General features: G+C 66.8%; 21 protein-coding genes and 1 tRNA gene. 2 read left to right on the top strand and 20 right to left on the bottom strand.

Going from position 1 to position 26149, the window contains the following annotated elements:
- Positions 1–83: 83 nt before the first annotated feature.
- From G398_RS0104265 to G398_RS0104175, 18 genes are all read right to left on the bottom strand, one after another.
- A tRNA-Ser gene (locus G398_RS0104265) sits at positions 84–174 on the bottom strand.
- 80 nt (positions 175–254) lie between these two features.
- Positions 255–1703, bottom strand: a complete 1449-nt coding sequence (locus tag G398_RS0104260; RefSeq protein WP_026852667.1) for an aminoacyl-histidine dipeptidase — start codon at positions 1701–1703, stop codon at positions 255–257.
- An 87-nt stretch (positions 1704–1790) separates the two neighbouring features.
- On the bottom strand, positions 1791–3194 hold the full coding sequence (locus G398_RS0104255) for an efflux transporter outer membrane subunit (protein ID WP_026852666.1): 1404 nt from the start codon (positions 3192–3194) through the stop codon (positions 1791–1793).
- Complete coding sequence (locus G398_RS0104250) at positions 3194–6376, bottom strand: efflux RND transporter permease subunit (RefSeq protein WP_026852665.1); 3183 nt, start codon at positions 6374–6376, stop codon at positions 3194–3196. Before G398_RS0104250 ends, G398_RS0104255 begins: the two co-directional genes overlap by 1 nt.
- Positions 6377–6388: 12 nt before the next feature.
- Positions 6389–7555, bottom strand: coding sequence for an efflux RND transporter periplasmic adaptor subunit (locus tag G398_RS0104245; RefSeq protein ID WP_026852664.1), 1167 nt, complete (start codon positions 7553–7555; stop codon positions 6389–6391).
- Positions 7556–7633: 78 nt separating this feature from the next.
- Positions 7634–8302, bottom strand: a complete 669-nt coding sequence (locus G398_RS0104240; RefSeq protein WP_084511974.1) for a TetR/AcrR family transcriptional regulator — start codon at positions 8300–8302, stop codon at positions 7634–7636.
- A 184-nt stretch (positions 8303–8486) separates the two neighbouring features.
- Positions 8487–9479: a sulfate/molybdate ABC transporter ATP-binding protein gene (locus tag G398_RS0104230; RefSeq protein WP_026852662.1), complete on the bottom strand. Its 993-nt coding sequence runs from the start codon at positions 9477–9479 to the stop codon at positions 8487–8489.
- A gap of 136 nt (positions 9480–9615) precedes the next feature.
- Positions 9616–10464, bottom strand: a complete 849-nt coding sequence (cysW, locus tag G398_RS0104225; RefSeq protein WP_084511972.1) for a sulfate ABC transporter permease subunit CysW — start codon at positions 10462–10464, stop codon at positions 9616–9618.
- Positions 10457–11266, bottom strand: coding sequence for a sulfate ABC transporter permease subunit CysT (gene cysT, locus G398_RS0104220; RefSeq protein ID WP_026852660.1), 810 nt, complete (start codon positions 11264–11266; stop codon positions 10457–10459). Before cysT ends, cysW begins: the two co-directional genes overlap by 8 nt.
- Before the next feature lie 15 nt (positions 11267–11281).
- Complete coding sequence (locus tag G398_RS0104215) at positions 11282–12280, bottom strand: sulfate ABC transporter substrate-binding protein (protein WP_026852659.1); 999 nt, start codon at positions 12278–12280, stop codon at positions 11282–11284.
- Between the two features lie 307 nt (positions 12281–12587).
- Entirely contained in the window at positions 12588–13868 is a 1281-nt protein-coding gene (locus G398_RS0104210) for a GTP-binding protein (RefSeq protein WP_157492274.1), read from the bottom strand.
- A complete protein-coding gene (gene cysD, locus G398_RS0104205) occupies positions 13865–14770 on the bottom strand; it encodes a sulfate adenylyltransferase subunit CysD (RefSeq protein ID WP_026852657.1) in 906 nt (301 codons plus the stop codon). Before cysD ends, G398_RS0104210 begins: the two co-directional genes overlap by 4 nt.
- Complete coding sequence (locus G398_RS16190; protein ID WP_084511970.1) at positions 14767–15606, bottom strand: phosphoadenylyl-sulfate reductase; 840 nt, start codon at positions 15604–15606, stop codon at positions 14767–14769. Before G398_RS16190 ends, cysD begins: the two co-directional genes overlap by 4 nt.
- An 8-nt stretch (positions 15607–15614) precedes the next feature.
- On the bottom strand, positions 15615–17249 hold the full coding sequence (locus G398_RS0104195) for an NADPH-dependent assimilatory sulfite reductase hemoprotein subunit (protein WP_026852656.1): 1635 nt from the start codon (positions 17247–17249) through the stop codon (positions 15615–15617).
- Positions 17246–17839 (bottom strand): precorrin-2 dehydrogenase/sirohydrochlorin ferrochelatase family protein, encoded by a 594-nt coding sequence (locus G398_RS0104190; RefSeq protein ID WP_026852655.1) that lies wholly within the window; start codon positions 17837–17839, stop codon positions 17246–17248. The genes G398_RS0104195 and G398_RS0104190 overlap by 4 nt, the downstream gene beginning before the upstream one ends.
- Positions 17760–18623, bottom strand: coding sequence for a uroporphyrinogen-III C-methyltransferase (gene cobA / locus G398_RS16185; protein WP_052571410.1), 864 nt, complete (start codon positions 18621–18623; stop codon positions 17760–17762). Before cobA ends, G398_RS0104190 begins: the two co-directional genes overlap by 80 nt.
- Positions 18624–18804: 181 nt before the next feature.
- Positions 18805–19188, bottom strand: a complete 384-nt coding sequence (locus G398_RS16180; protein WP_052571408.1) for a DoxX family membrane protein — start codon at positions 19186–19188, stop codon at positions 18805–18807.
- A 28-nt stretch (positions 19189–19216) separates the two neighbouring features.
- Positions 19217–20443 carry a c-type cytochrome gene (locus G398_RS0104175; protein ID WP_026852654.1) on the bottom strand — a complete coding sequence of 409 codons (1227 nt, stop codon included), beginning with the start codon at positions 20441–20443 and terminating at the stop codon, positions 19217–19219.
- Between the two features lie 137 nt (positions 20444–20580).
- On the opposite strand from G398_RS0104175, the gene G398_RS0104170 reads away from it, so the two are divergent.
- Both G398_RS0104170 and rsgA read left to right on the top strand, forming a co-directional pair.
- Positions 20581–21222 (top strand): helix-turn-helix transcriptional regulator, encoded by a 642-nt coding sequence (locus G398_RS0104170; protein ID WP_026852653.1) that lies wholly within the window; start codon positions 20581–20583, stop codon positions 21220–21222.
- Positions 21223–21574: 352 nt separating this feature from the next.
- Positions 21575–22552 (top strand): ribosome small subunit-dependent GTPase A, encoded by a 978-nt coding sequence (gene rsgA, locus G398_RS0104165; protein WP_169720611.1) that lies wholly within the window; start codon positions 21575–21577, stop codon positions 22550–22552.
- 95 nt (positions 22553–22647) lie between these two features.
- Here rsgA and G398_RS20615 read toward each other — a convergent pair whose 3' ends face one another.
- Both G398_RS20615 and G398_RS20150 read right to left on the bottom strand, forming a co-directional pair.
- Positions 22648–24114, bottom strand: a complete 1467-nt coding sequence (locus G398_RS20615; protein ID WP_157492273.1) for a restriction endonuclease subunit S — start codon at positions 24112–24114, stop codon at positions 22648–22650.
- The gene (locus G398_RS20150) at positions 24108–26087 is read right to left on the bottom strand and encodes a type I restriction-modification system subunit M (protein WP_084511968.1); all 1980 of its coding nucleotides are present in this window, start codon (positions 26085–26087) and stop codon (positions 24108–24110) included. The genes G398_RS20615 and G398_RS20150 overlap by 7 nt, the downstream gene beginning before the upstream one ends.
- Positions 26088–26149: the final 62 nt, after the last annotated feature.

Below are 26149 nucleotides of genomic sequence, written 5' to 3'. Positions count from 1 at the left end.
CAGGGGCCGCTACCTGCCAGCATTTCAGTGATTTCGAATCCCCCACTCTCCGCCAAAAAGCGCGCCCCGCAGGCGGGGCGCATTGGCGGAGAGTGGGGGATTCGAACCCCCGAACGGCTTTTGACCGTTACACGATTTCCAATCGTGCTCCTTCAGCCACTCGGACAACTCTCCCGTGGCTCCGCGCCGGGGCGCGGGGAACAGCAAGGTTAGCACGGCCCCTGGCGCGGGCCAAGGGCCGAGGTTTGAGGGGACTACACGGCCTCGAGGACGGCGACAAGGAGCTTCCAGAAGTTGCCCACGGAGGGCACGCTCACGTGCTCGTCGGGGGTGTGGACGTCCCACATGCTGGGGCCGAAGGAGACCATCTCCATCTCGGTGTACTTCTCGCCGATGAGGCCGCACTCCAGGCCGGCGTGGATGGCCATGATCTCCAGGGTCTTGCCGAACACCTTCTGGTTGGTCTCGTTGACGATCCTCACCAGGGAGGCCTTGGGCTCGGGCTTCCAGCCGGGGTAGCCGCCCGTCACGTGGGACTCGAAGCCGCCCAGGGCGCAGGTGGCGGCGATGCGCTCGGAGAGGGCGGTCTTCGAGGCGTTGATGGAGCTGCGGGTGAGGAGGTTCAGCTCCACCTCGCCCTCGCGGGTCTCGATCACGCCCATGTTGGTGGAGGTCTGCACCAGCCCGGGGATGTCGGGGCTCATGGCCTCGACGCCGTGGGGCAGGGCCAGCAGCAGGCGGATCAGGGCCTCGGCGTCGGCGCCGGACATGGCCTGGGTGGCCTCCCCGGCCTCCAGGGCCAGGTGCAGGCCGGGATCGAAGGCGCCCAGGGCGGCGCGCCAGTGGGCCTCCTGGCCCGCCAGGGCCGCCTTGAAGGCCGCTTCCTTCGCGGGATCCAGGAAGATCTGGGCGGAGGCCTCGCGGGGGATGGCGTTGCGCTTGTTGCCGCCCTTGATGCCGCCCAGGGCGAAGCCGAAGTCCGCCTTCAGGGCGCCCAGGATCTGGGCGAGGATGCGGATGGCGTTGCCGCGGCCCGCGTGGATGTCGATGCCGGAGTGGCCGCCCTTGAGGCCGAAGACCTTCAGGCGGTAGGCGCGGGCGCCCGCGGGCGGCGCCGTGCGGGTGAGCTTGCGGGTGGCGATGGTGTCCTCGCCGCCGGCGCAGCCGATGGTGAGGTAACCCTCCTCCTCGCTGTCGAGGTTGAGGAGGAACTTGGCCTTGAGGCGGCCGGGCTGGAGGCCGTTGGCGCCGGTCAGGCCCGTCTCCTCGTCGATGGTGATGAGGACTTCCAGGGGGCCGTGGGCGATGTCCTTGCTGGCGAGGACCGCCAGGGCGGCGCTCACGCCGATGCCGTTGTCGGCGCCCAGCGTGGTGCCGGTGGCGCGGAGGAGATCCCCGTCCTTCCAGACCTTGATGGGATCCTTGAGGAAGTCGTGGCCCGTGCCCTCGTTCTGCTCGCAGACCATGTCCACGTGGGCCTGCAGGCAGGTGGTGGGCCGGCCTTCCTTCCCGGGCGTGGCCTTCTTGCGGATGATGACGTTGCCGACCTCGTCGCGCTCCACCTCGCAGCCCAGGGCCTTCGCCTGGTCCGCCACCCAGGCGGCGGCCTGGGCCTCGTTCTTGGAGCCGCGGGGGATCCTGGAGAGCCCGAGGAAGTAGGACCAGATGGTTTTCGGTTCGAGGGTTTCGAGCAGGGCGTCCATGGGATCTCCGGGCGCATCGGGCCTCGGGCCCGGCGGTCCCCTCAGGGTACCGGCGGGCCCGAGGGGCCGTTCGTGACCAAGGTCACGTCAGCGGCCGCCCCCCAGCACCTTGTAGAGGCCCACCAGGTTGCCGTAGCGGGCCCGGCGCAGGGCGATGACCCCCTGCTGGGCGGAGTAGAGCGAGCGCTGCGCGTCCAGGACACCCAGATAGCTGTCGATGCCGGCGTCGTAGCGGGCCTTGGCAAGGCTGTGGGTCCGCTCCAGGGCCTGGGTGAGCGACTCCTGGGCGGCCAGCTGGTCGTCGAGGGTTCCCCGCTGGGCCAGGGCGTCGGCCACTTCCCGGAAGGCCACCTGGATCGCCTTCTCGTACTGCGCCAGGGCGATGTCGCGGCCGGCCTCGGTGGCCTTGAGGTTCGCCCGCCGGGCGCCGGTGTCGAAGATGGGGAGGACGATCTGGGGCGAGAAGGCCCAGGTGCTGGACCCGGACTTGAAGAGTCCCGAGAGCTCGTTGCCCATGGTGCCCACGCTCGTCGTGAGCGAGATGCGGGGGAAGAAGGCGGCCCGGGCGGCGCCGATGTCGGCATTGGCCGCCTTGAGCTGGTGCTCGGCCATGAGGATGTCGGGCCGGTGGGTCAGCACCTCCGAGGGGAGGCCGGGCGTGATGTCCTTCAGGGGCGTCACGGAGCCCAGGGAGGCGGGGAGCAGCTCCGCGGGGACGGGCGCGCCGACCAGGAGATCCAGGGCGTTCCGGTCGATGGCCACGGCGCGGGTGAACACCGCGACGTCGCCCCGGGCGGCATCCACGCTGACCTGGGCCCGGCGGGCGTCGATCTCGGAGGAGGCTCCGACCTCGAAGCGCCGCTGGATGAGCTTGTACGAGGCCTCCTGGCTGGCGAGGGTCTCCTGGGCCAGGGCCAGGCTCTCCCGGTCCGTGGCCAGGGCGAGGTAGACGTTGGCCACCTCGGCCAGCAGCGAGATCCGCGCGCTGTCCTGGGCCTGTTCCGTGGCGAGGTACTGCTCCAGGGCCCGGTTCTTCAGGCTCCGGACCCGCCCGAAGAAGTCCAGCTCCCAGGCGCTGATCCCGACGCCGGCCTGGTCCTGCTCGACGACGAGGGCCTGACCCGTGCCGGAGACGCTGGCCGGGAGGCGCTGCTTGGTGCCCTGGGCGAAGGCGTTCACCTTCGGAAGCAGGTCGGCCCGCTGGATCCGGTAGTAGGCCCGGGCCTGTTCCGTGCGGAGCGCGGCGATGCGGAGGTCCCGGTTGGTCTCGAGGGCGAGGTTGAGGACCTTCCTCATCCCCTCGTCCAGGTAGAAGTCCCGCCAGGGAAGCTCGTGGGCCGCGGGAGAGGTGGCCGCCCCGGCCTTGTAGGCGGGGCCTTCGGGCCAGGCCTTGGGGACCGGGGGTTCCGGCGTGCGGTACCTCGGGGCCATGGAGACGCAGCCCGTCATGGCCAGGGAGAGGGGGAGGATGGACCAGGCTTTGAGGGACATCACAGCTTCCCCTCCTCGGAGACGGCCTCGGAGACGGCGGGGCCCGCGGGCGCCGCTTCCCGGCCCGGGCCCGTGAAGAAGCGGTTGACCAGGACGTAGGACAGGGGGATGAAGAAGACCGCGATGAACGTGGCGGACAGCATGCCGCCGACCACGCTCGTGCCGATGGCGTTCTGGGCCGCGGCGCCAGCCCCCCGGGTGAGGGCCATGGGCAGCACGCCGAAGGTGAAGGCCAGGGAGGTCATCATGATGGGCCTCAGCCTCAGCTTGGCGGCTTCCAGGGCCGCCGCGACGAGCCCGGCGCCCTGGGCCATCTGCTCTTCGGCGAACTGCACGATGAGGATGGCGTTCTTGGCGGTCAGGCCCATGGTGGTCAGCAGGCCGATCTGGAAATACACGTCGCTGGACAGGCCCCGGGACCAGGTGGCCAGCACCGCGCCGAAAACGCCGATGGGAAGGACGATCAGGACGGAGAAGGGCACGCTCCAGCTCTCGTACAGGGCCGCGAGGCAGAGGAACACCACGAGGATGGAGACCGCGTAGAGCGCCGGAGCCTGGCTGCCGGCCTGGCGCTCCTGGTAGGAGAGCCCGGTCCACTCGTAGCCGATGCCCGCGGGGAGCTTCGAGGCGAGGTCCTCCATGGCCAGCATGGCGTCGCCGGTGCTCTTGCCGGCAGCGGGCTCGCCCTGGATGTTCATCGAGGGGAAGCTGTTGTAGCGCTGGAGGTTCGGGGAGCCGTAGCTCCACTCCCCGGTGGAGAAGGCGGAGAAGGGGACCATGGTGCCGGTCTTGTTGCGGACATAGAGCTTGTTCAGGTCCTCCAGCTGCATGCGGAAGGGGGCGTCGGCCTGCATGTAGACGCGCTTGACCCGACCCTGGTTGATGAAGTCGTTGATGTACGAGCCGCCCCAGGCGCTGGCGAGGGTGTCGCTGACCACGGGAAGGGGGACGCCCAGGGCGCCGGCCCGGTCCTGGTTGACCCGGACGTTGTACTCGGGCTGGTCGTCGAGCCCGTTGGGGCGCACGGCCTTCAGGTTGGCATTCTGGGCGGTCATGCCCAGCAGCTGGTTGCGGGCCTCCATGAGCTTGGCGTGGCCCACGCCGGCCCGGTCCTGGAGCTGGAAGTCGAAGCCCGTCGCGTTGCCGAGCTCCAGGATGGCGGGCGGAGCGAAGGCGAAGACCATGGCGTCCCGGCGGGAGGAGAAGGCCTTCATGGCCCGGCCCACGACGGCGTCGGCCTTCAGGTTCTTGCCATCCCGGAGGTGCCAGTCCTTGAGCTTGATGAAGGCCATGCCGTTGTTCTGGCCGCGGCCGGCGATGCTGAAGCCGGAGACGGTCATGCAGGAGGCGACCGCATCCTTCTCCTGCTCCTGGAAGTGCTGCCGGACCTCGTCCATCACCTTCTGGGTCTGCTCCATGGTGGACCCGGCGGGGAGCTGGACCATGGTCATGAGGATGCCCTGGTCCTCCTCGGGCAGGAAGGCGGTGGGGAGGCGCATGAACAGCACGCCGAGGCCGACGACGATGACGCCGTAGATGACGGTGTAGCGGACCCACTTCGCCAGCACGCGGTCGAGCTGGGAGACGAAGATGCCGTTCAGCTTGTGGTAGAAGCGGTCGAACCAGAGGAAGAGGGGGCGCGTGACCTTCCAGCCCTTCTCGGCGGCCTCGTGGCCCTTCTCGATGGGCTTGAGGAACGTGACGCAGAGGGAGGGCGTCAGGATCAGGGCCACCACCACGGACAGCATCATGGCCGTGATGAGGGTGAAGGAGAACTGCTGGAAGATGACGCCGGTGGAGCCGCCGAAGAAGGCCATGGGGCCGAACACGGCGGACAGCACCAGGCCGATGCCCACCAGGGCGCCGGTGATCTGGCCCATGGACTTCCGCGTGGCCTCCAGGGGTGGGAGCCCCTCGTCGTGCATGATGCGCTCGACGTTCTCCACCACCACGATGGCGTCGTCCACCAGGAGGCCGATGGCCAGCACCATGGCGAACATGGTGAGCATGTTGATGGACATGCCCACGTACTGGAGGATCGCGAAGGTGCCCAGCAGCACCACGGGGACGGCGATGGTGGGGATCAGGGTGGCGCGGAAGTTCCCGAGGAAGAGCAGCATCACCAGGAAGACGAGGATCACCGCCTCCACGAGGGTCTTCACCACCTCGTTGATGGCCACGGTCACGAACGGCGTGGTCTCGTAGGGGTAGCTGGCCTCGACGCTGGGCGGGAAGTAGGGCGCCAGGTCGCCGACCTTGGCCTTGATGAGCTTCGAGGTGTCCAGCGCGTTGGCGCCGGAGGCCAGGCGGATGAGCATGCCCGCGGCGGGCTTGCCGTTGAGGCGCGTGTCGCTCTCGTAGGACTCGGTGCCCAGCTCCGTGCGGGCCACGTCCCGCAGCCGGATGGTGGAGCCGTCGGGGTTGATGCGGAGGGGGACGGCGCCGAACTGCTCCGGGGTCTGCAGGAGCTCCTGCACGTTCACGGTCACGTTCAGCTTCTGGCCCTTGACGGCGGGGAGGCCGCCGGCCTGGCCGGCGGAGACCTGGGCGTTGTAGGCCTTCACGGACTGGCGGATGTCGTCGGGGGTGATGCCGTAGCCCACCATCTTGTCGGGGTTGAGCCAGATGCGCATGGCGTACTGGGTGCCGAAGGACATGACCTCGCCCACGCCCTGCACGCGGCTGATGACGTTCTCCACATTGGAGGCCAGGTAGTCGCGCAGGTCCTCGGCGTTCATGCTCCCGTCCGTCGAGGTGATGGACAGGATCATGAAGATGTTCTTCGTGGATTTCGTGACGGTGATGCCCATCTGCTGCACCACCTGGGGCATCAGGGGCTTGGCCAGCTCCAGCTTGTTCTGGACCTTGGCCCAGGCGGCGTCGGGATCCGTGCCCGGCTGGAAGGTGAGCGTGACGCTGCCGTGGCCCGCGGAGTCGCTGGTGGCGGACATGTAGAGCAGCCGGTCCAGGCCCGTCATCTTCTGTTCGATGATCTGGGTGACGGTGTTCTCCACGGTCTTGGCGGAGGCGCCGGGGTAGAAGGCGTCCACGGAGATGGAGGGCGGGGCCACGGGCGGGTACTGGGAGATGGGCAGGGTCTTGATGGCCAGCAGGCCCGCCAGCATCATGACGATGGCGACGACCCAGGCGAAGATGGGCCGGTCGATGAAGAAATTGACCATGGGGCTGCTCCTCTACTTCTTCGCGGCCGGGGCCGCGGGAGCGGGGTTCGAGCTGGCGGGCACGACCTTCACGGCCGCGCCCGGACGGATCTTCTGCAGGCCCTCCACCACCACGCGGTCCCCTGCGGAGAGGCCCTCGGTGACCAGCCACTTCGCGCCGATGGCCCGGTCCACCTTGAGGGTGCGCTGCTCGATCTTGTCCGAGGCGCCCACCACCATGGCGATGGCGTTGCCCTTGGGATCGCGGGTGACACCCTGCTGGGGCACGAGGATGGCCTGCTCGGCCACGCCCTCCTCCACGATGGCGCGGACGTACATGCCCGGCAGCAGGACGTGGCGGGGGTTGGGGAAGACCATGCGCAGGAGCTGGGAGCCCGTGGTCGGGTCCACGGTCACGTCCGAGAACTTGAGGATCCCGGTCTGGGGGTAGGGCGTGCCGTCCTCCAGCAGGAGCTTCACCTTGGCGGAGTCCGCGCTGCCCTTGATGCGGTTGGCGGCCAGGTTCCGCTGGATGCCCAGCAGCGCCGCGCTGGACTGCGGCGAATCCACATAGACCTGGTCCAGCTGCTGGATGGTGGTGAAGGCCGGGCCCTGGTAGGCGGCGGCCAGGGCCCCGGGGGTCACATTGGACTTCCCGACGCGCCCGGAGATGGGCGCGACGATGCGGGTGTAGCCGAGGTTGATGCGGGCGGACTCGGCGGCGGCCTTCAGGGCCTGGACCTCGGCCTCGGCCTGCTTCTGGGCCGCGGAGGCATCGTCGTAGTCCTGCTGGCCCACGGCGTGGACCGCGAGCAGCTCCTTGAACCGCTCGGCGCGCTTCCGGATGGCCGGCAGGTTGGCCTCGGCCCGGGCGAGGGCGGCCGCGGCCGAGTCGTAGGCGGCCTGGTAGGGCCGCGGATCGATCTGGTAGAGCAGGTCGCCCTGCTTCACATCGGCCCCCTCGGTGAAGAGCCGCTGCTGGATGATGCCGTTCACCTGGGGATGGACCTCGGCCATGAGGAACGCGGAGGTCCGGCCGGGCAGCTCGAAGGTGACTGCGACCTTCTCGGGCTGCATGGTCACCACGGCCACCTCGGGGGTGGGCTTGACCTGCTCCTTCTTGCCGCATCCGACCAGGAGTCCGCCGGCCACGAGGGCTCCGGCGAGGGAAAGCATTCCGCCTCGAGATGGGGTGCGCATGAGAAAGCTCCGTGTCATGAACGGGGGCGGAAGCCCCGGCTCGTCGGGTGGGACCGAAAGAATTCGGACCGAAAGTATCTAACGGCGCTGGAGGCCGTTGAAAGCGAAATCCGCGAGCCGGTCCGCTGCGGCATCGAGGGTCAGGGAAGGGTCGGCCGAGGTCCAGGCCAGCTGATGGATCTCGGCCATCGAGGCGTGGTGAATGCAGCACCCGTGAATGGCGCAGCCCCAGAAGTCGACCTCCGCGGGGGAAAGGTCGGGGCGGATGGCCCGGATGCATGTCCGGGCTTCGCGCACGAAGGGCTCGATGCGCTCCTGGAGGAGGTCCCTGATCTCGTGCCTCGGAGCCAGGAACTCGCTCATCCACAGCCGCGACGCCGACTCCCGGAGGGGGTCGGAGGTGTCGAAGTGGGCGTCCACCTCGCGGAGGACCCTGCGGATGTGGGCCCGCAGCCGCGCCCGGCCCTCCTCGGGATCCGCCGGATTGGGTCCGGCCTGATCGGCGTCCTGCGCGCCCTCATCCTGCGTCTTGGCGGCGAAGTGGGTCAGCAGGTACCGGAAGACCTCCCGGTACAGCCCCTCCTTGCCCTTGAAGTAGTAGGAGATGAGGGAGGAGTTCTTCCCGGCCATGGAGGCCACCAGCCGGGTGGAGGTGGCGTCGTACCCGTACTTCGCGAAGCAGGCCAGGGCCGCTTCGATCAGCGCTTCACGCGAGTCGGGACAGGAGGGGGTGTTAGAGGGGCACATGGGACCGGATGTATAGGTCGTTCGACCGATCTACAGCATTGATCAATCGAACAATCATGGCAATCCTTTTTTGCCCCATGTTGCATTTTAAGTTTCAAGATCATTTTTTTTATTGATTTATGTGCATTTCGAATGATTTGATGACCTGTTGGTCAATCGTGCCATCGAGGGTTCCCGACCGCCCTCAGATGCTGTAATCCTCGGGGAAGACCTGGACCCGCGCCGGCCGGACATAGACTTGGCTGCCCTCGGCGATCTGGAGATCGGCCAGGCGGTCGCGGGTGAGGTGCACCTCCACCTCGCCGCCGGAGGCGAGGCGCAGGCGCAGGCGGGCCAGGGCCCCCGTGGGCGCCAGCCGCGCCACCTGCGCCGCCTGGCCCTCGCCGGGATCCAGGCTCAGCTCCATCTCATGGGGCCGAGCGAAGGCCGTGCCCTCGGCCACCTGGTGGAGGCGGTTCATCTGGCCCACGAAGCCGGCCACGAAGGCCGTGGCGGGGTGGTCGTAGATGTCCCGCGGGGGGCCCACCTGCTCGATGCGGGCGCGGTTCATGACGGCCACGGTGTCGGCCACCTCCATGGCCTCCTCCTGGTCGTGGGTGACGAGGACCGTGGTGACCTTGGAGACGTCGTGCAGGCGGCGCAGCCAGTGGCGCAGCTCGGCGCGCACCTGGGCGTCCAGGGCCCCGAAGGGCTCGTCCAGCAGCAGCACGCGGGGCTCCACCGCCAGGGCCCGGGCCAGGGCCACCCGCTGGCGCTGGCCGCCGCTCAGCTCCGCGGGCAGGCGGTGCCCGTAGCTGCCCATCTGGATGAGCTGGAGCAGCTCGTCCACCCGCGCCCGGATGGCCTCGCGGGAGGGCCGCTGGGCGCGGGGCTTCACGTCCAGCCCGAAGGCGATGTTCTGGCGCACGCTCATGTGGGGGAAGAGGGCGTAGTGCTGGAAGACGAAGCCCACCTGGCGGTCCTGGGGCCGCCGGGCGTGGCTGGCCTCCCCGTGGACCCGCACCTCGCCCTCGTCAGGGGTCTCCAGGCCCGCGATGATGCGCAGCAGGGTGGTCTTGCCCGAACCGCTGGGGCCGAGCAGGGCCAGGAGGCCGCCCTCGGGGATGTCCAGGCTCACGCGATCCAGGATGGTCTTGCCCCCCAGGCGCTTGGACAGGTTCCGGATCTCGATGCTCATGCGACCTCGCCAGGGAAAAGGAACACCACGGAGACACGGAGGGCACTGAGGGAAACACGGAGGGAAGCACGGAGGAAGACAGGGTTTCTCCGTGTTCTCTTCTCTGCGCCCCCCGTGTCTCCGTGGTGGATCTTTCTCATGTTCCCTCCCGGTCCCGCCGGGCGCGCCAGGCGACGAAGGACTTCAGGGCGAGGCTCACCAGGGCCACCAGGCTCAGCAGGCTGGCGCAGGCGAAGGCGGCGCCGAACTGGTACTCGTTGTAGACGGCCTCGATGTGCAGGGGCAGGGTCATGGTCTCGCCGCGGATGTGGCCGCTCACCACGCTGACGGCGCCGAACTCCCCCATGGCCCGGCTGGCGCAGAGGATCACGCCGTAGAGCAGGCCCCACTTCAGGGCAGGCAGGGTGACCCGCAGGAAGGTCTGCCAAGGCGAGGCGCCCAGGAGCCGGGCGGCCTCTTCCGCTTCGGGCCCCAGGGCCTCCACGAGCGGAAGCAGCTCCCGGGCCACGAAGGGGAAGGTGACGAAGGCCGTGGCCAGGATGATGCCCGGCTTGGCGAAGATGACCTGGGTGTTGTGCCGGTCCAGCCAGGGGCCGAACCAGCCGTCCAGGCCGAAGAGCAGCACGAACATGAGGCCCGCCACCACGGGCGAGATGGCGAAGGGCAGGTCCAGCACCGCCACCCAGAGCCCGTGGCCGGGGACCCGGTGGCGGCCCAGGAACCAGGCCGCCGCCAGGCCGAAGACCGTGCTGAGCAGCACGGCGGCGGCAGAGCTCGTCAGGCTGAGGCGGATGGCTAGGGCTGCCTCCTCGTCCCGCAGGCTGGCCAGGAAGACGCGCCAGCCTTCGGACAGGGCGGCATGGAAGATGTTGGCCAGGGGCAGCACCAGGAACCCCAGCAGGAAGGCGAGGGCCAGGGCGGTGAGGGTCCACCGCAGCCAGCGGGGCTCGCCCACGCCCTCGGCGGGTAGGGGCATCTCAGGCATGGCGGCTGGCCCCCCCGAAGCGGCGGTGCAGCAGGTGGACCCCCAGCAGCACCAGCAGGGAGACGGTGAGCATGATGACCGCCAGGGCCACGGCGCCGTCGTAGTCGTACTGCTCCAGCTTCACCACGATGAGCAGAGGCGCGATCTCGGTCCTGAACGGCAGGTTGCCGGAGATGAAGACCACGCTGCCGTACTCGCCCACGGCCCGGGCGAAGGAGAGGGCGAAGCCGCTGAGCAGGGCCGGCAGGAGCTGGGGCAGCACCACCCGGCGCAGGGTGGCCCAGCGCGAGGCGCCGAGGCAGGCGGCGGCCTCCTCCATGTCCCGGGGCAGCTCCTCCAGCACGGGCTGGAGGCTGCGCACCACGAAGGGCAGGCTCACGAAGCTGAGGGCCAGCACGACGCCGGCCTGGTTGTAGACCGCGGAGAACGGCAGCAGGCGCCCGATCCAGCCGGTGGGGCCGTAGAGCGAGGCCAGCGTGAGGCCCGCCACGGCGGTGGGCAGGGCGAAGGGCAGGTCCACCAGGGCATCCGCCAGGCGCCGCCCGGGAAAGGGATAGCGCACCAGCACCCAGGCCAGGAGCGAACCCCACAGCAGGTTGAAGAGGGCCGCGATGAGGGCGGCCCCCAGGCTGAACAGGCAGGCCGTCCGCACCCGCGGATCCCCCAGCAGGGCTGCGAAGGTCCCGACTTTGGCGTGGCCCGCCTTGAAGGCGAGGGCGGCCAGGGGCAGGAGGATCATGAGGCTGGCGCCCAGCAGGGTGATGCCTGCGCTGAGGGCGAATCCGGGACGGCGGGGCTTCACTGGGGTTCCCTTCTTCTACTTCCGGGCGGTGATCTGGTCGAAGGTGCCGCCGTCCTTGAAGTGGGTCTCGTGGGCGTGCCCCCAGCCCCCGAAGGGATCGGCGACGGTGAAGAGCCTCAGCTTGGGGAACTTCGAGCCCGCGTCCTTCAGGGCCTTGGGATCGGAGGGGCGGAAGCCGTTCCGGGCGATGATGGCCTGGGCCTCCGGCGTGTAGAGGAACTCCAGGTAGGCCTTGGCCACGGCGGCGGTGCCCTTCCGCTGCACCACCCTGTCCACCCAGGCCACGGAGGGCTCAGCCAGGATGCTGCTGGAGGGCAGGACGATCTGGAACTTGCCCTTGCCGGTGCCCTCCGACACCAGCAGGGCCTCGTTCTCCCAGGCCAGCAGCACGTCGCCCAGACCCCGCTCCACGAAGGTGGTGGTGGCGCCCCGGGCTCCGCTGTCCAGCACGGGCACCCGCTTGAACAGCTCGGTCACGTAGGCGCGGGCCTTGGCCTCGGAGCCGCCCTTCTGAGTCAGGGCCTGGCCCCAGGCCGCCAGGTAGTTCCAGCGCGCGCCGCCACTGGTCTTGGGGTTGGGCGTGATCACCTGCACGCCGGGCTTGAGGAGGTCATTCCAGTCGCGGATGCCCCTGGGATTGCCAGCCCGGACCAGGAACACCACCGTGGAGACGTAGGGGGAGCTGTTGCGCGGGAGGCGCTGCTGCCAGGTCGCGGGGAGCAGCTGGCGCTGGGAGGCGAGGGCGTCGATGTCGTGGGCGAGGGCCAGAGTCACCACGTCCGCGGGCAGCCCGTCTATCACCGACCGCGCCTGCTTGCCCGAGCCGCCGTGGGACTGCGAAATGGACACAGTCTGTCCTGTCTTCGCCTTCCACTGGGCCGCGAAGACCGGGTTGAGGGCCTGGTACAGCTCCCGCGTCGGATCGTAGGAGACGTTGAGCAGCTTCAGGGACTGGGCCTGGAGCGGGGCGCCGACGGAGGCGAGAAACAAGAAGACCGTAAGGAAAGGTTTCATGAGGCCATCTTTCGAAAATGTCTGGAATCAATGGGCGAAAAGAAGGGAAGCGATCCTGCCGATCGAGTCATGCCACGCAGCGTTCATGACTGGGGAAAACCGCTTTCACCACGAAGACGGGAAGACCACGAAGAAGAAAAAAGTAAGGAACTACACTCGCGGAGGGTCGCAGAGACAGCAGAGGGCCCAGAGAAAGGACCCAGGCTTGAAGGCTCCGCATCCTCCGCTTCCTCATCTTTTCTCCGCGAGTGTTTGTTCCGTTCCTCGTGATCTTCCTGTCTTCGTGGTGAATCCTTTCCCCCCGTCATCAGTAGTTCTCCTGCGCCAGCACGAGGCCGGCGGCAACGGTGGCGTGGGTGGCTTCGTCCACGAGGATGAAGGAGCCGCCGCTGCGCACCCAGCCGTGGGGATCGGCGGCGACCGGCTGCTGGAGGCGGAGGTTCACCGTGGCGATGTCGTTCATGCGGAGTTCCGAAGCGGGCAGGGACTCTAGGGCCTGGAGGTCGAAGCGGCCGAGGATCTCTTGCACCTTGGCCCGCACCTCCCGGGTGCCGTGGCGCAGGACCAGGCGGCTCCCGGGGTCCAGGGGCTTCTCACCCAGCCAGCAGAGGGTGGCGTCCAGGTTCCGCACGGGCACCGGGGCTCCGGCGCTGCCGGCGATGAGGTCGCCGCGGCTCACGTCCACCTCGTCGGCCAGATGCAGGGTCACGCTCTGTCCCACCACGCCGCGCGCCAGGTCCTCCCCGAAGAACTCCACCCGCCGTACGGTGGTGCGCACGCCCGAGGGCAGGAGCGTCACGGCGTCACCGGGGGCCACGGAGCCGCTCTCGATGCGGCCCTGGTAGCCGCGGTAGTCCAGGAGGCCGCCGGTGCGGGGCCGGCAGACGAGCTGCACGGGGAAGCGGAAGGGCGCGTCGAGGTCCCGGGCATCCAGGTCCACGCCTTCGAGGAGCTCCATGAGGGTGGGGCCATCGAACCAGGCCAGATTCACCCCCCTCTCCACCACCATGTCGCCCTTGAGGGCGGACAGGGGCACGTACTGGAGGTGGGGGATCTCCAGCTTGCGGACCAGGGGCGCCACCTCCGCCTGGATGCGGCGGAAGACGCCCTCGTCATAGCCCACCAGGTCCATCTTGTTGATGGCCACCACCACATGGCGGATGCCCATGAGGCTGGCCAGGGTCATGTGGCGCCGGGTCTGGGGCAGTACTCCTTTTCGAGCATCGATGAGGACGATGGCCAGGTCCGCCGTGGAGGCGCCCGTCACCATGTTGCGGGTGTACTGCTCGTGGCCGGGCGCGTCGGCCAGGATGTACTTCCGGGTGCCCGTGCTGAAGTAGCGGTAGGCCACATCGATGGTGATGCCCTGCTCCCGCTCGGCGGAGAGACCGTCCGTGAGGAGGGAGAGGTCCACCTCCTCCAGGCCGCGCTTGCGGCTGGAGGCGGCCAGGGCGTCCAGGGCGTCCGCCAGGATGGCCTTGCTGTCGTAGAGCAGGCGCCCGATGAGCGTGCTCTTGCCGTCGTCCACGCTGCCGCAGGTGATGAACCGCAGCAGGCCGTTGTCCACGAGATGGTCCTGGGTCATCAGAAGTACCCCTCCTTCTTGCGCTGCTCCATGGAGGCCTCGCTGGTCTGGTCGTCGAGGCGCGTGGCGCCGCGCTCCGTGATCTCCGTGGTGGCGGTCTCTTTGACGATGGCCGCCAGCGTGCCGGCCTCGCTGGGGACGGGAGCGGTGCAGCTGATGTCGCCCACGGTACGGAAGCGGACCGACATGCGGACGGACACGGCGCCCTCGGACACCGGCGTGAGGGGCGTCACCGGCAGCAGGGCGCCGCCCGGCAGCACCACCACCTCCCGCTCATGGGCGAAGTAGATGGAGGGCAGCTCCAGCCCTTCCTCGGCGATGTACTGCCACACATCCAGCTCCGTCCAGTTGGAGATGGGGAAGGCGCGGATGTGCTCGCCGGGGTGGATGCGGGCGTTGTAGAGGTTCCACAGCTCAGGCCGCTGGTTCTTGGGGTCCCACTGGCCGAACTCGTCGCGGAAGCTGAAGATGCGCTCCTTGGCCCGGGCCTTCTCCTCGTCCCGGCGGGCGCCGCCGATGAGGCAGTCGAACCTGAACTCGTCCACGGCGTCCAGCAGGGTCACGCTCTGGTGTCGGTTGCGGCTTTCATGGGCCTGGCGCAGCACGATGCGGCCCTTGGCGATGCTCTCGTCCAGGGTGCGCACGATGAGCCGCTCGCCCAGCTCTGCGGCGCGGCGGTCGCGGAAGGCGATCACCTCGGGGTAGTTGTGGCCGGTGTCGATGTGCAGCAGGGGAAAGGGGAAGCGGCCGGGCCGGAAGGCCTTCTCTGCCAGGCGGAGGAGCACGAGGCTGTCCTTGCCGCCGCTGAAAAGGAGCGCGGGATTCGAGCACTGGCCCGCCACCTCCCGGAGGATGTGGATGGCTTCGGCTTCCAGGGCCTGGAGGTGCGTGAGGGTCTTCGTCATGGTTCTCTCGTTTGTTTCGCGGCAGGCGTGGTGTCCGGGCTTTGCCCGGGCACCGCGTGGGGGAGCACGAGGGGATGCGACGCATGCGTCGCATCAGAGGGAGCGGAGCGACTGGGCGGTCCCCCTTCGTTCTTGCCGGCACGGTTGTGGAGGCCGCATTCCTTGTGCTCGGGCCGCTCCCACCACCAGCGGCCCGCGCGCAGGTCCTCGCCGGGCTGGATGGCCCGGGTGCAGGGGGCGCAGCCGATGGAGGGGTAGCCCGCGGCGTGCAGGGGATGGGTGGGGATGTGGTGCTCCTTCGCGAAGGCCCAGACGCGCGCCGTGTCCCAGTCCAGCAGGGGGGCGACCTTCAGGCGCTCGGGGGTGCCGCCGTCGGCTTCCGTGGCCTGAAGATCCGTGCGGGTGGGGCTCTGCTCCCGGCGCAGGCCCGTGAGCCAGGCCCGGGAACCTGCCAGGGCGCGCTTCAAGGGGCGCACCTTGCGGATCTCGCAGCAGGCGTGGCGCTGATCCAGGCCTTCGCGGAAGCCGAAGAGCCCCTGGTCCCGCACGAGGGCTTCCACCTCCGCGGCCTCGGGGGCGTAGGCCTCGAAGCGCAGCCCCGGATAGCGGGTGCGGAGCCGCTCGAAGGTCTCGTGGGTCTCGGGGTGGAGGCGGCCCGTGTCGAGCATGAAGACCCGCACGGGATGGCCGGTCTGGGCCGCCAGGTGGACCAGGACGCTGTCTTCCACGGCGGCGCTGCAGGCCAGCGCCAACTCGTCGCCGAAGGTATCCGCGGCCCACTGGACGAGGGCCTGGGCGTCGAGGCCCGGCGGTGGCTGGGGAAAGGGGGTGGACATAGGCGGCCTCAGCTTTCGGGTTCCAGGAGGTGGCTCAGAGCTTCGGCACCGGCGCGGGCGGCGAAGTCCCCGAAGGCCTCGGCGGGGCGGCCTTCCCGGGCCCAGGCGCCGAACAGGGCGTCCAGGGCCGTGGGCAGGGCGTCCACGGCCAGCTTGTGGCGCACAGGAAAGGCCAGGCGGGTGCCCTCCGGGTCGCCGCCCACATAGAGGGCATAGCTCTTCGAGGTCTGCCCCACCAGGGCCAGCTCGGCGGTGTAGGGCCGGGCGCAGCCGTTGGCGCAGCCGGTGACGCGGAAGATGAGGGTGCGGCCCGCGAGTCCCTGGCGGGCCAGGGCGCTCCGGACCTGGCCGAGGAAGTCCGGCATGGCCCGCTCGGCCTCGGTGAGGGCCAGGCCGCAGAGGGGCAGGGCCACGCAGGCCATGGCCCGGGCGGCCAGGGGATCCACGGCCTCCAGCGCATGGCCGTGCTTCCGGAACAGGGCTTCCACGGCGGGGCGATCCTCTCGCGCCAGGCCCAGCAGGATCAGGTCCTGGTCCGGGCTGACCTGGGACGAGGGCCGGAAGGTGGCGATCACCTCGCGCAGGGCCGCCTTGAGGCTTCCCGCGATGCGGCCCGAGGGGACGGAGAGCCCCAGGGCCAGGGTGCCGTCCGTGCGGTCCAGCCAGCCCAGCACCGGGGAGGTGCGCCAGGGCGGCAGGGGCCGGGCCTCGAAGGTCAGGCCGGCGCGGGCCTCCACCTCAGCCTTGAACCAGGGCAGGCCCTTGCGGGCGATGACGTACTTGAGGCGGGCGCGCTTACGGTCCTCGCGGTTGCCCTCGTCGCGGTGCACGCCGACGACGGCCTCGGCCACGGGAAGGAGCGCCGCCGCCGGGATCCAGCCCAGCTCGTCCGCCACCCGGGGGAAGGTGGTGGCGTCGCCATGGGTCATGCCCAGGCCGCCGCCCGCCACCACGAAGAAGCCGTCCAGGAGCCCGCCGTCATCGAAGGTGGCGGCGAAGCCCAGGTCGTTGGTGTAGAGGTCCACCAGGTTCTCGCCGGTGACCGTGGCGCTGATCTTGAACTTGCGGGGCAGGTAGGTGGCGCCGAAGAGCCGCTCCTGCTCGCGCTCCGGGTCCACCCGCTCGCCGTCCAGCCAGATCTCGGCGTAGGCGTTGGAGGTGGCCTGGAAGTGCGAAGCCAGCCGGTCCACCACGGCGTCCAGCTGGGCCAGGTCCGGCCGCAGCCAGGGATTGGGGGCCTGGGTGACGGTGCGGACCACGTCGCCGCAGGCGCCCTTGGTGGTCTGCAGGGCGTCGTGGATGCCCTGCAGGGTGGCCTTGAGATCGCCCTTGAGGACGCCGTGCAGCTCGATGCTCTGGCGCGCGGTGAGGCGCAGGGTGCCGTCCCCGTACTGATCCGCCAAGCCGTCCCAGGCCAGGTACTGGTCCGGGCTGAGGCGCCCGCCGGGGATGCGGCCCCGCAGCATCAGGACGGGCGGCTTGTCGGCGGCGCCCCGCTCCTTCTGCTGGTAGAAGCCGTGGAACTTCACCAGGGCCTGGCCGTCCTTGGAGAAGGAGGGATCGGGGCTGGCGAGCTCCTCGGCGAGGGTCCCCCGCAGGTGGCGGGAGGCGGCCTTGAGGGTTTCCATGGCGGTGAGGGTCATCGGTGGGCCTCGGCGGGAAGGGCCTCCTGCTGGACCTGGCGCAGGAGGGAGCGGAGCCGTTCGGCGCGCTCGGCGGGATCGGGAAGGGACTGGCGGAGTTGGCGGCGGAGCTGGACCAGGGCTTCGAACTCAGGGATGGCGGCGTCGGGCACCAGGCCCTCCAGAGCCTCCCGCACCACGCGGCTCAGGCCGGCGAAGGCGCCTTCCGTCGAGAGGGCGGCCACGAAGGGCCCACGGCGCAGGATGCTGGGAAAGAGGGCATCGCAGGAGGCGGCGTCGTCCACGGCGTTCACCCACAGGCTCTGGGAGCGGGCATGGGCGGCGACGACGGCGTTGGCCGCCGGGTCGTTGGTGGCGGTGATGACCAGGTGGACGCCGTCCAGGTCCTCCGGGACGAAGGCGCGGTCGTGGCGCTCGGTGTCGAAGGCTGCCAGCTCCGCCAGGAAGGCCGGATTGAAGGCCGGGGAGACGGCCCGGATGCGGCAGCCCGTGGGACGGAGGGCGCGGAGCTTAGCCTGCGCGACGCTCCCGCCGCCCACCACGAGCACCTGCTTCCCGCGGAGATCCAGGAACAAGGGCAGCAGGCTCATGGGGGATCTCCTGGGTCGGGTGGAAGCGGTGGTGGAGGGATTCGCCGAGGAAGAGGATTCCGGGGCCGGGAGTGGCGGGGAGGAGGGCGCCGGAGGCCGCGTGGGCCAGGGTGGAGAAGGTGCTGGTCTGGCCCGGACACTGGGCCTGCTCCACCAGCGCCACGGGCAGGGCGGGCGAGGCGCCGTGGGCCAGCAGCTCCCGGGCCAGGGCCCGGAGGGTGCGGGTGCCCATGTAGACGGCGATCGTGCCGCCGCTGGCCGCCAGGTCGCGCCAGGCGGCGGTCGTGGCGGGCAGGTGGTGGCCCTCCAGCACCGTGATGCGGCGGCTGACCTCCCGGTGGGTGAGGGGGAAGCCCGCGCCCGCGGCGGCGCCCTGGAGGGCGCTCACGCCCGGGATCACGTCGAAGGGGATGCTTGCGGCCTCCAGGGCCAGGGCCTCCTCGCCGCCCCGCCCGAAGATGAGGGGATCGCCGCCCTTGAGGCGCGCCACCCGGCGTCCCGCGCGGGCATGTCCGATCATCAGCCGGTGGATGTCCGCCTGGACCGTCCCGGCCGAGCCGCAGCGCTTGCCCACGGGGATGGCCAGGGCCCCGGCCGGGAAGAGGGCCGCGAAGGAGGGATCCAGCAGGGCGTCGTAGAGCACCACCTCGGCAGCCTCCAGGGCCCGGAGGCCCCGGACCGTGATCAGGTCGGGGTGGCCGGGGCCCGCGCCGATGAGGCTGACGAAGCCTGCGGTGGATGCGGTTGGGCTGGGGACCTGCTCGATGCGATGGGGATCGGGCATGGGGTGCTCCGGGGGCGGCCTGGGGAGGCGGTCACCCCAGATTCCACGGAGCTGGATGGATTGTCAATCTGTTTAATTAAATTGATTAAGTATTATTGAATTCCCGGGCGCCCATCCAACGCAAAGCGCCCGCCGGAGGGCGGGCGCAGGGCAGTGGGGGTGGGGGCAGGCCCTGGGAGGATCAGGCCCCGGCCGCCTCCCTCACTTCGGTGAGCTGGGCCAGCGTGTAGGCCGCGAGGGCGAGCAGAAGGTCCCGGACCGCCACGTCCAAGTAGGCGCCCATGGTGAGCAGGTTCAGGGCGATGCCCACGAGCCAGAGGCCGGCCACGTAGGCCCCCAGGCGGGTCCAGCGGGTGAGGATGGCCAGGCCCACGGCCATCTCCACCAGCCCGATGGCGCGCATGAAGGTGGCGGGGGAGACCGGGATCACGCGCAGCGCCAGGGGGTTCAGGTACAGCTCCCACTTGGCGAGGAGGTTGAAGTACTTGTCCAGTCCGGCCAGGAAGGGCGCGGCGCCGAGGCCGATGCGCAGGGCCCACCAGCTGGTGTTCAGTCGGTCGTTCATGGTGTGTGTCCTTTCGTTCAGGAGAGCCTCACAGGCTCTTCAGGTACTCGACGAGGTCCGCCTTCTGCGCGGGGGTCAGCCCCAGGCCCTTCCGGGTGTCATAGGTGTCGACGACCGCGCCGAGCGTGGGGGCCGTCCCGTTGTGGAAGTAGGGCGCGTGCTGCCACAGCCCCGCCAGGGGCGCGGTCCGGTACATCTTGGTGGCGCTCCGCGAGGCGTAGCTGGGCACCCCCGCGGGCTCGGGCTCGCTGACCACCTCGCTGGGCGAGTGGAGCCTGAGGTTGGCATCCGTGAACGTCGGGCCCGCGTGGCAGGCGGCGCACTTGCCCGGGCCCTCGAAGACCGCCTTGCCCCGGACCGCGGCGGCGGCATCGAAGCTCCCGGCCGGCGGCCGCGGCGCGGCGATGCTCAGCTGGTAGGCCTGGAGGGCCGGCAGCTTGGAGGACACCAGGTCCGTCGTCCCGTTCGTCACGTTCACGCCCGTGCGGGGCTCGGAGAAGCTGCCCTGGCCGCCCATCTGGGTCACGGCCACGTAGCGGTTCCAGTAGGCCAGCTCGGTGCCGTCCCCGGTGGCGGTGACGCTGTGCACGCCCAGCAGGCCGTAGGCGGGGGGGATCACCTGGGGCCCGTTCTGGCCGTCCAGGTTGAAGCGGGGATCGTACCTGCCCTTGCCCCAGGAGGCGTAGACGGCCTTGGCGCCCGCGGGCACCGCGGGGGAGAGGGCGATGATGGCGCCGGGGTTCAGGTCGCGGTTGGCCCAGCCGTCCAGGCGCTTGCCGATGCCCGGCGCGAAGGAATCGTCCACGGTGGAGTGGCACAGCGCGCAGGTGATGCCGACCCGCGTGAGGGTGTCCTTCCCGTTGACGCTCTCCACCGTGCCCTTCACGCCCACGACGGCGTTGAGCTTCAGGAGGGCCACCGTGGTGGCCGGGTCCGTCAGGCTGATGGCCCCGCTCTGGATTCCCTGCACCACCGCCGGGGGCAGCGCCTCGGCGTCCACCTTCAGGCCCACGGACAGGGCGGTGGTGGGATCCACGGCGGCGGCGATCACCTGGTGCATGCCCAGGGTGTCCGTCCAGAAGGCCTCATCCCCGAAGGTGTCATTCCGGAAGATGACCTTGCCCTGGGCCACCAGGGCGGGGTCCAGGGGCGGCTCTCCCGGCACGGCTGCCGCGCGGTGGCTGGATGTGCAGGCGGCGGCGGCGAGCAGGGCCAGGACCGGGAGGGCCAGGGCGTATTTCAGGGGCGGTTTCATGGCGGACTCCTTGAGCGGACGGGCGCTCCAGTGGCGCACCCTCCGAATCTAGGGGTTCGATAAAAACAAACAAGAATGTTTAAATTGTTTAAACTCTCACTGAACTCTCACTCGGACACGCGCCTCCGGAGGCGGCCATGAAGAACCTGCACGAGAACCAGCGCAAGATCCTGGAGCACCTGCTCAGCCACCACGAAGGCGCCTCGCTGGACGAGCTGGCCACGCACCTGGGCCTCACCCGGACGGCGGTGCAGCAGCATGTCCTGAGGCTGATGGACCTCGGCTACCTCACCTACACCGACACGAAGGGAGCCGTGGGCCGACCGCGGCGGCACTACCTGATCTCCGACCAGGGGATCGACGCCTTTCCCAAGCAGTACTCCTGGCTGGCCAACGCCATCCTGGCCCAGCTCGCCCAGGATCTGGGGCCCGGCGCCGCCCGATCCTTCATGAGGAACCTCGCCGGGTCTGTGGCGGCCTCCCTGGAGGGCCAGGTGAACCCTGCCGATCCGCCGGCCCAGCGGCTGCGGAAGGTCACCGCCCTCATGAACGACCTGGGCTACCGGGCCGTCCTGAAGCCCGGGGGTTCCGCCGGAGAGGGCGCCATCGAGGCGGTCAACTGCGTCTACCACTCCGTGGCCAAGGCGCACCCGGAGCTGTGCCAGTTCGACGTCAGCCTCATCGAGCGCGCCACCGGGATGGACGTCCACCTCGAGACCTGCATCGCCAAAGGCGGCGCCGTCTGCCGGTTCTGCGTGGCGAAGGCGAAGCTGGCGTGACCCGGATGGCAGGGGTTCTCCCGACGGCGGGCTTGCCTTCCGGCCGGTGCCCCCTCATCTTGGAGGCGGAGTCTGGATGCGCCATCAGCACACGACAACCTGGATGAGCCTGGAGACGGTTGAAGCCTCCAGGGCCGAAGCCTAGGCTCCGGCCCTCACCCACTCAGAAGCGCCCCCGCCCAGGGGCTTGAGCGGCCATTCATCCAGGAAATCCACCATGACGCATCCTGCGCACGCTCCCGCAGGCCCCGGCCTGCCTTCATTCAATCCCCTCGAGCCCTATGGTTGGACTCCAGCCCGCGCCGAGGCCTATGGCAGATGTCTCCAGCCAGGCTGCGAGCCGGGGCGCATCGTGGCTGCGACCCGTGGCCTCGTGCTCGCCCAGACCGCTCACGGCGAACACTGGGGCGTGCCCACGGGCCACCTGCGGGAACGCCTCCAGCGCGACGGGCTGAGCCTCTGCGCCGGGGACTGGATCGTTCTCCAGCCGAACCCCGGCCCCTCGAAAGCCTCGGTCATCGAGCTGCTCCCGCGCGGAGCTTCGCTCCTGCGGCAGGGGGCTGGACCCGGCGGCCGCCCCCAGTGCCTCGCGGCCAACCTCGACGTGGTCCTGCTGGTCATGGGGCTGGACCGCAACTTCAACCCGGCGCGCATGGAGCGGCTGCTGGCCCTGGCCTGGGGCAGCGGCGCCCAACCCATGGTGGTGCTCACCAAGCGCGATCTGAACGCGCAGTGGAAGGCCTTCTCCACCCGGATTGAAGGGATCGCCCCCGGCGTGATGGTCCGGGCGATCTCCGCGTGGAGCGGCGAGGGCCTGGAAGCGCTCCAGGACCTTCTTCCCGTGGGGCGCACCGGCGTCATGGTGGGGTCCTCGGGGGCCGGGAAGTCCGCCCTCCTCAACGCCCTGATGGGCAGCGAGATGCGGCGCACGCAGGAAGTGCGGGCCTCGGACGGCCGGGGCCGCCACACCACCTCACTGCGGGAGCTCTTCCTGCTGCCGGGCGGCGGCTGCCTCATCGACACCCCGGGCATTCGCGAAGTCGGCCTCTGCGTCGAGGGCTCCGACCTGGACACCGCCTTTTCCGACATCGCGGCCCTGGCGGAAGGATGCCGTTTCAGGGACTGCACCCACGGCGCCGAGCCGGAGTGTGCCGTGCAGGCCGCCCTCGCGGGAGGCGCCATCGATCCGGATCGATACGGCCACTACCTGCGCCTGCGCCGGGAAGCGGCCTTCGAGGCCGCCCGCAGCGACGAACACCTCTGGCGGGAGCGCGAGGAGAAGTGGCGCCGCATCAGCAAGCTCCAGAAGCGATTCAAGAAAGGCGAGTGAATGTTCCGCAGTCAGCGCCCTCTCTAAGCCCGGGCGGCAAGACCGACACGCCATTGTCCGAACACGGCCATCTTTTCTCATTAGGTAATGAGGCGTTATTCGATTGGTGTAATGTCCTTTTGACGTAGGCCAAGAACCAAATCATTCAATTCTTCGAGTGCTTTCTGCTCGAGGATCCATGCCTTCGTTCGAAGGGTGCTTGCGCGAAGGGCAAGATTACCAATCTCATCTCGAACTTCTGCGGATGGCCAAGGCACTGGGATGGTGGCGAGTTGAAATCGATCAATTTCTTGGATTACAGAGCCATAGGCCTGCCGTTTAACGAGGAGTTGCCCAAGATCAGATGCCAACCACACGTATAGGTACCCAGGATTACAGGTATCAGCAGGCACAATCCGATTTGCATGTTCACTAGCAGTCCAACCGCTCATATATTTCGGGACTAGAAAGGTTTTTCCGGTTGTTCCCGACCTTGTCACCAGTACCATGTGTTCAGCAAGTTGGATTTCAGGGAGGTCTTTAGTATGTGCACCCTTAGCTAATCGTTTGATGTCGATTGGGTCGATTTGGAATATCTGTTTACTGCTGAGCATGGGAATTCCGCCTTTGGGCACATAGACCCGTTTGCGGAATTTGGTGACTGAAAAGATGTTTTTAGAAATATTGGGATCACCAAGGGTCAGCGTGGTAATAGGCAGTTTTTTAATTAATTGAAGAACTCGATATACTTCGGGAGAATGATAACTGCCCTCTAAGCGGTCCTCTAAGGTTGATGCACGAATTTGACTGCAGCGTGGACCTGGGTTTTCGGCACCCAAGTCACTGACCGGGGGTAACCCAAGACGCTCATGCAATAACTTGCCTGCATGTTTGAGGAGGTTATTGGCCTCGTCTCTTGCTTCAGTGGCCTCTACCATCGCTCGGCCAATTTGGAAGCGCATGAGGGTTGGAATATCTGGCACTTGTATTCTTTTCAAGTGGTTTGGCTCGATATGAACAACCACTGATCCGTAGGTGGCTTGGGTCATCTGCAGACGTCCCCAGCGTGTGCGCAAAAAAGCGGCAATGAATCCCGCCAGTTCCGGTTCTATGGAGCGAAGACGGATTGCGTGCTGAGACAGCGCCATTCCTTCAATGGATTGTCCGGCTAAAGCAACATTCCCAATCGTTCCAGAACATGAAATAAGAACGTCCCAAAGTCTTATCTTTAAATGATCAATTCGTTTAGTGTGTTTTAAGCTCAAATACCCTTCTGGCTCTGGATTTAGTGCAATAATATCAGAGCTAGACAGAAAAGGAATACCATGAGGAGGGCGGACCCAAATTCTTTTAAATCTGAAAGCATTATGGGCTTCATGTGCAAGCCCTCCGTGGCCAAATAGGGGCACCAAGTTATAAGGAGCAGCATCAAGCTCCTCAATGGCCTTCTTAGCTTCCAGGTTGAAGGCCGACGCTTCCAAACGCTCCCCTGCCTTCAAAACCTCTCGTAATGACACGCCGATAGAGTGCCTAAATATCGGACCATTCGAATAGGGCTGAGTTTTGACGGCGGTTTTCACCATCCCAACACCTTCTCGATTTTCCAGGTCAAGAATTCCGCAGCAACTTCTGGGGTGTCGTCGTCCAATACCTTTAAACGCGGGGCATGACGGACAGTCCCTTTTCCATTTGCAGTGTGTTCCATATGGGAAATTTTAGGACTAATTAAAATTTCTTGACCATCCTCATCGCGCTTAAACACCTTATTATTTCGCTTGTCATGGCCTATGGCCTTGATTTCAGCCATGAAAATCTCGTAGTCACTCAAAGATCCTTGAAGAGCCTCTTTTGTCATTTCCTCCTCAGTTTTTCGTTGGAGGATAAGCACAGATGTTTGCGTGCCGTTTCGGGGTTGAAAGGTGTCAGGATGGAGATCGATTGATCCCACAATGCGGCAGTGCGTAAGCATCCAATGACGGACATAGGCTAGCCCTGGCGCGCCCAGGATGGCGTCTGGAAGCACAATAGCCATGCGGCCACCCGGCTTCAAGAATTGCCAACATCGCTCAATAAAAAGAATTTCGGGTGGTTGAGAATTCTGCACTTGCTCTGTTGGTTCCCATCCCTTAGAGGATTTTCGCCAAACGTGTCCTAGCTTGAATTGGGATAGAATTTCTCGGTCTTTTATGGGTAGTTTTGAACCGAATGGTGGGTTTGTGGCGATGGCGTCAAACAATGCCAGATCCTTTGGCCCTCGAATCTGATTGGGTTTAACTTTTACAGAGGCAGCAAAGGCATCTCTGAAATCACTTTCCCAAGCATGTGGATGGAGGAGACTATCTTGTCGAAGGATGTTTCCTGCGCCGTCATTATTCATTACCATGTTCATTTTTGTGGCTTTGACGAGGTCGGGGTTGATGTCGATCCCAAAGAAACAATCCCCAGCTAATCGTTTAACTCTCTCTTGAATAGCGAGCCGTTGAGCTTCTGATCGACCACGCCCGGCTTCGGTTCTCAGTTGGTTGATCATTTGGGCCATGGCGATGACCAGGAATCCACCCGTACCACAAGATGGATCCAGGATCCGTTCGCCTCGCTTTAAATCTAGCATTCGAATGGCCATAGTTTGGACATTACGAGGAGTAAAAAACTCTCCGCGGTCACCGCGGAGATTCGCACCAACCAACTCTTCATAGGCTTTCCCCTTCACATCAATATCCGTGTCCAGGAAGCTATAGCGCTGGAGCTCTCCTACCACATATGCAAGTGATCGTGGCTGTAACTTAATTTCATCATTTGCATCGAAAATAGCGAGGTATTGCTCTCGCACCTTCTTGAAGATTTTTCCGAGGCGATTCTTTACTGTGAGTTGACCATCAGATGAGGCCTTTTCCTTGGCTGTTGCAAAAAATTCGAGTGGTTCAGGGATATTTCGTTCATCCCAAATTTTGCAGAATATAACTTTCAATAATTCAAAAAAGGCTGGCTGTTTTTGCATGCCATCAGTTACGTAAATATGGTCATGACAAATCCTAAATGAAAATAACATATTGTCGTCGGAGGCATGTTTTAATTCATCCCTTTTGGGGCGATCTACCTCTTCGGGATCACCATTCTTAGCCGGAATGTCATTTGGTTCCTCCCACTCCGTTGCGCCATCAATCTGAACTTTTCGATATACAGCCTTGTGCTTCCCGTTGGTCCACATGCCCCATTGCGCATTTGGGCAGGCTGTCATGTAACTCTTTAACTGCGCAGCTCCATCCTTTTGACTAGAGGGGGGTATAGTGTCGCGCTTGCATTCGATAATGATCCAAATATTGTCCTGAAGATGATCCTTACCCTCTGGAAATATGGCCAAATCTACACGCGTCTTCTTTACTCCCATCTGAATCTGAAACTCAACCGCGATTTGGTCGGATGAGAAGCCAAGCTCTAGGACGAGACGCCGCTCAATGTTTTGACGGACGTATTCTTCTGGGGTGTCGTTGCGAATCTTGCCGTCGATGTAATCGCAGATCTTGCCATCGGGTAGTGCTTCGAGAACCTTGGTCATTGGATTCCTGGCCGCTGGGAACGGCATTCGCCGTTGGTTGGATGATTGGGATTCTGCCAGGA

The organism is Geothrix fermentans DSM 14018 (genome assembly GCF_000428885.1).
Taxonomy (GTDB): domain Bacteria; phylum Acidobacteriota; class Holophagae; order Holophagales; family Holophagaceae; genus Geothrix; species Geothrix fermentans.
This window is presented reverse-complemented; position numbering and strand designations above follow the sequence as displayed.

Bases quoted from the DNA above. Each gene is read 5' to 3' on its own strand.
- G398_RS0104260 (WP_026852667.1), bottom strand. From the start codon at position 1,703: ATGGACGCCCTGCTCGAAACCCTCGAACCGAAAACCATCTGGTCCTAC.
- G398_RS0104255 (WP_026852666.1), bottom strand. From the start codon at position 3,194: ATGTCCCTCAAAGCCTGGTCCATCCTCCCCCTCTCCCTGGCCATGACG.
- G398_RS0104250 (WP_026852665.1), bottom strand. From the start codon at position 6,376: ATGGTCAATTTCTTCATCGACCGGCCCATCTTCGCCTGGGTCGTCGCC.
- G398_RS0104245 (WP_026852664.1), bottom strand. From the start codon at position 7,555: ATGCGCACCCCATCTCGAGGCGGAATGCTTTCCCTCGCCGGAGCCCTC.
- G398_RS0104240 (WP_084511974.1), bottom strand. From the start codon at position 8,302: ATGTGCCCCTCTAACACCCCCTCCTGTCCCGACTCGCGTGAAGCGCTG.
- G398_RS0104230 (WP_026852662.1), bottom strand. From the start codon at position 9,479: ATGAGCATCGAGATCCGGAACCTGTCCAAGCGCCTGGGGGGCAAGACC.
- cysW (WP_084511972.1), bottom strand. From the start codon at position 10,464: ATGCCTGAGATGCCCCTACCCGCCGAGGGCGTGGGCGAGCCCCGCTGG.
- G398_RS0104215 (WP_026852659.1), bottom strand. From the start codon at position 12,280: ATGAAACCTTTCCTTACGGTCTTCTTGTTTCTCGCCTCCGTCGGCGCC.
- cysD (WP_026852657.1), bottom strand. From the start codon at position 14,770: ATGACGAAGACCCTCACGCACCTCCAGGCCCTGGAAGCCGAAGCCATC.
- G398_RS16190 (WP_084511970.1), bottom strand. From the start codon at position 15,606: ATGTCCACCCCCTTTCCCCAGCCACCGCCGGGCCTCGACGCCCAGGCC.
- G398_RS0104195 (WP_026852656.1), bottom strand. From the start codon at position 17,249: ATGACCCTCACCGCCATGGAAACCCTCAAGGCCGCCTCCCGCCACCTG.
- G398_RS0104190 (WP_026852655.1), bottom strand. From the start codon at position 17,839: ATGAGCCTGCTGCCCTTGTTCCTGGATCTCCGCGGGAAGCAGGTGCTC.
- cobA (WP_052571410.1), bottom strand. From the start codon at position 18,623: ATGCCCGATCCCCATCGCATCGAGCAGGTCCCCAGCCCAACCGCATCC.
- G398_RS16180 (WP_052571408.1), bottom strand. From the start codon at position 19,188: ATGAACGACCGACTGAACACCAGCTGGTGGGCCCTGCGCATCGGCCTC.
- G398_RS0104175 (WP_026852654.1), bottom strand. From the start codon at position 20,443: ATGAAACCGCCCCTGAAATACGCCCTGGCCCTCCCGGTCCTGGCCCTG.
- G398_RS0104170 (WP_026852653.1), top strand. From the start codon at position 20,581: ATGAAGAACCTGCACGAGAACCAGCGCAAGATCCTGGAGCACCTGCTC.
- G398_RS20615 (WP_157492273.1), bottom strand. From the start codon at position 24,114: ATGGTGAAAACCGCCGTCAAAACTCAGCCCTATTCGAATGGTCCGATA.
- G398_RS20150 (WP_084511968.1), bottom strand. From the start codon at position 26,087: ATGACCAAGGTTCTCGAAGCACTACCCGATGGCAAGATCTGCGATTAC.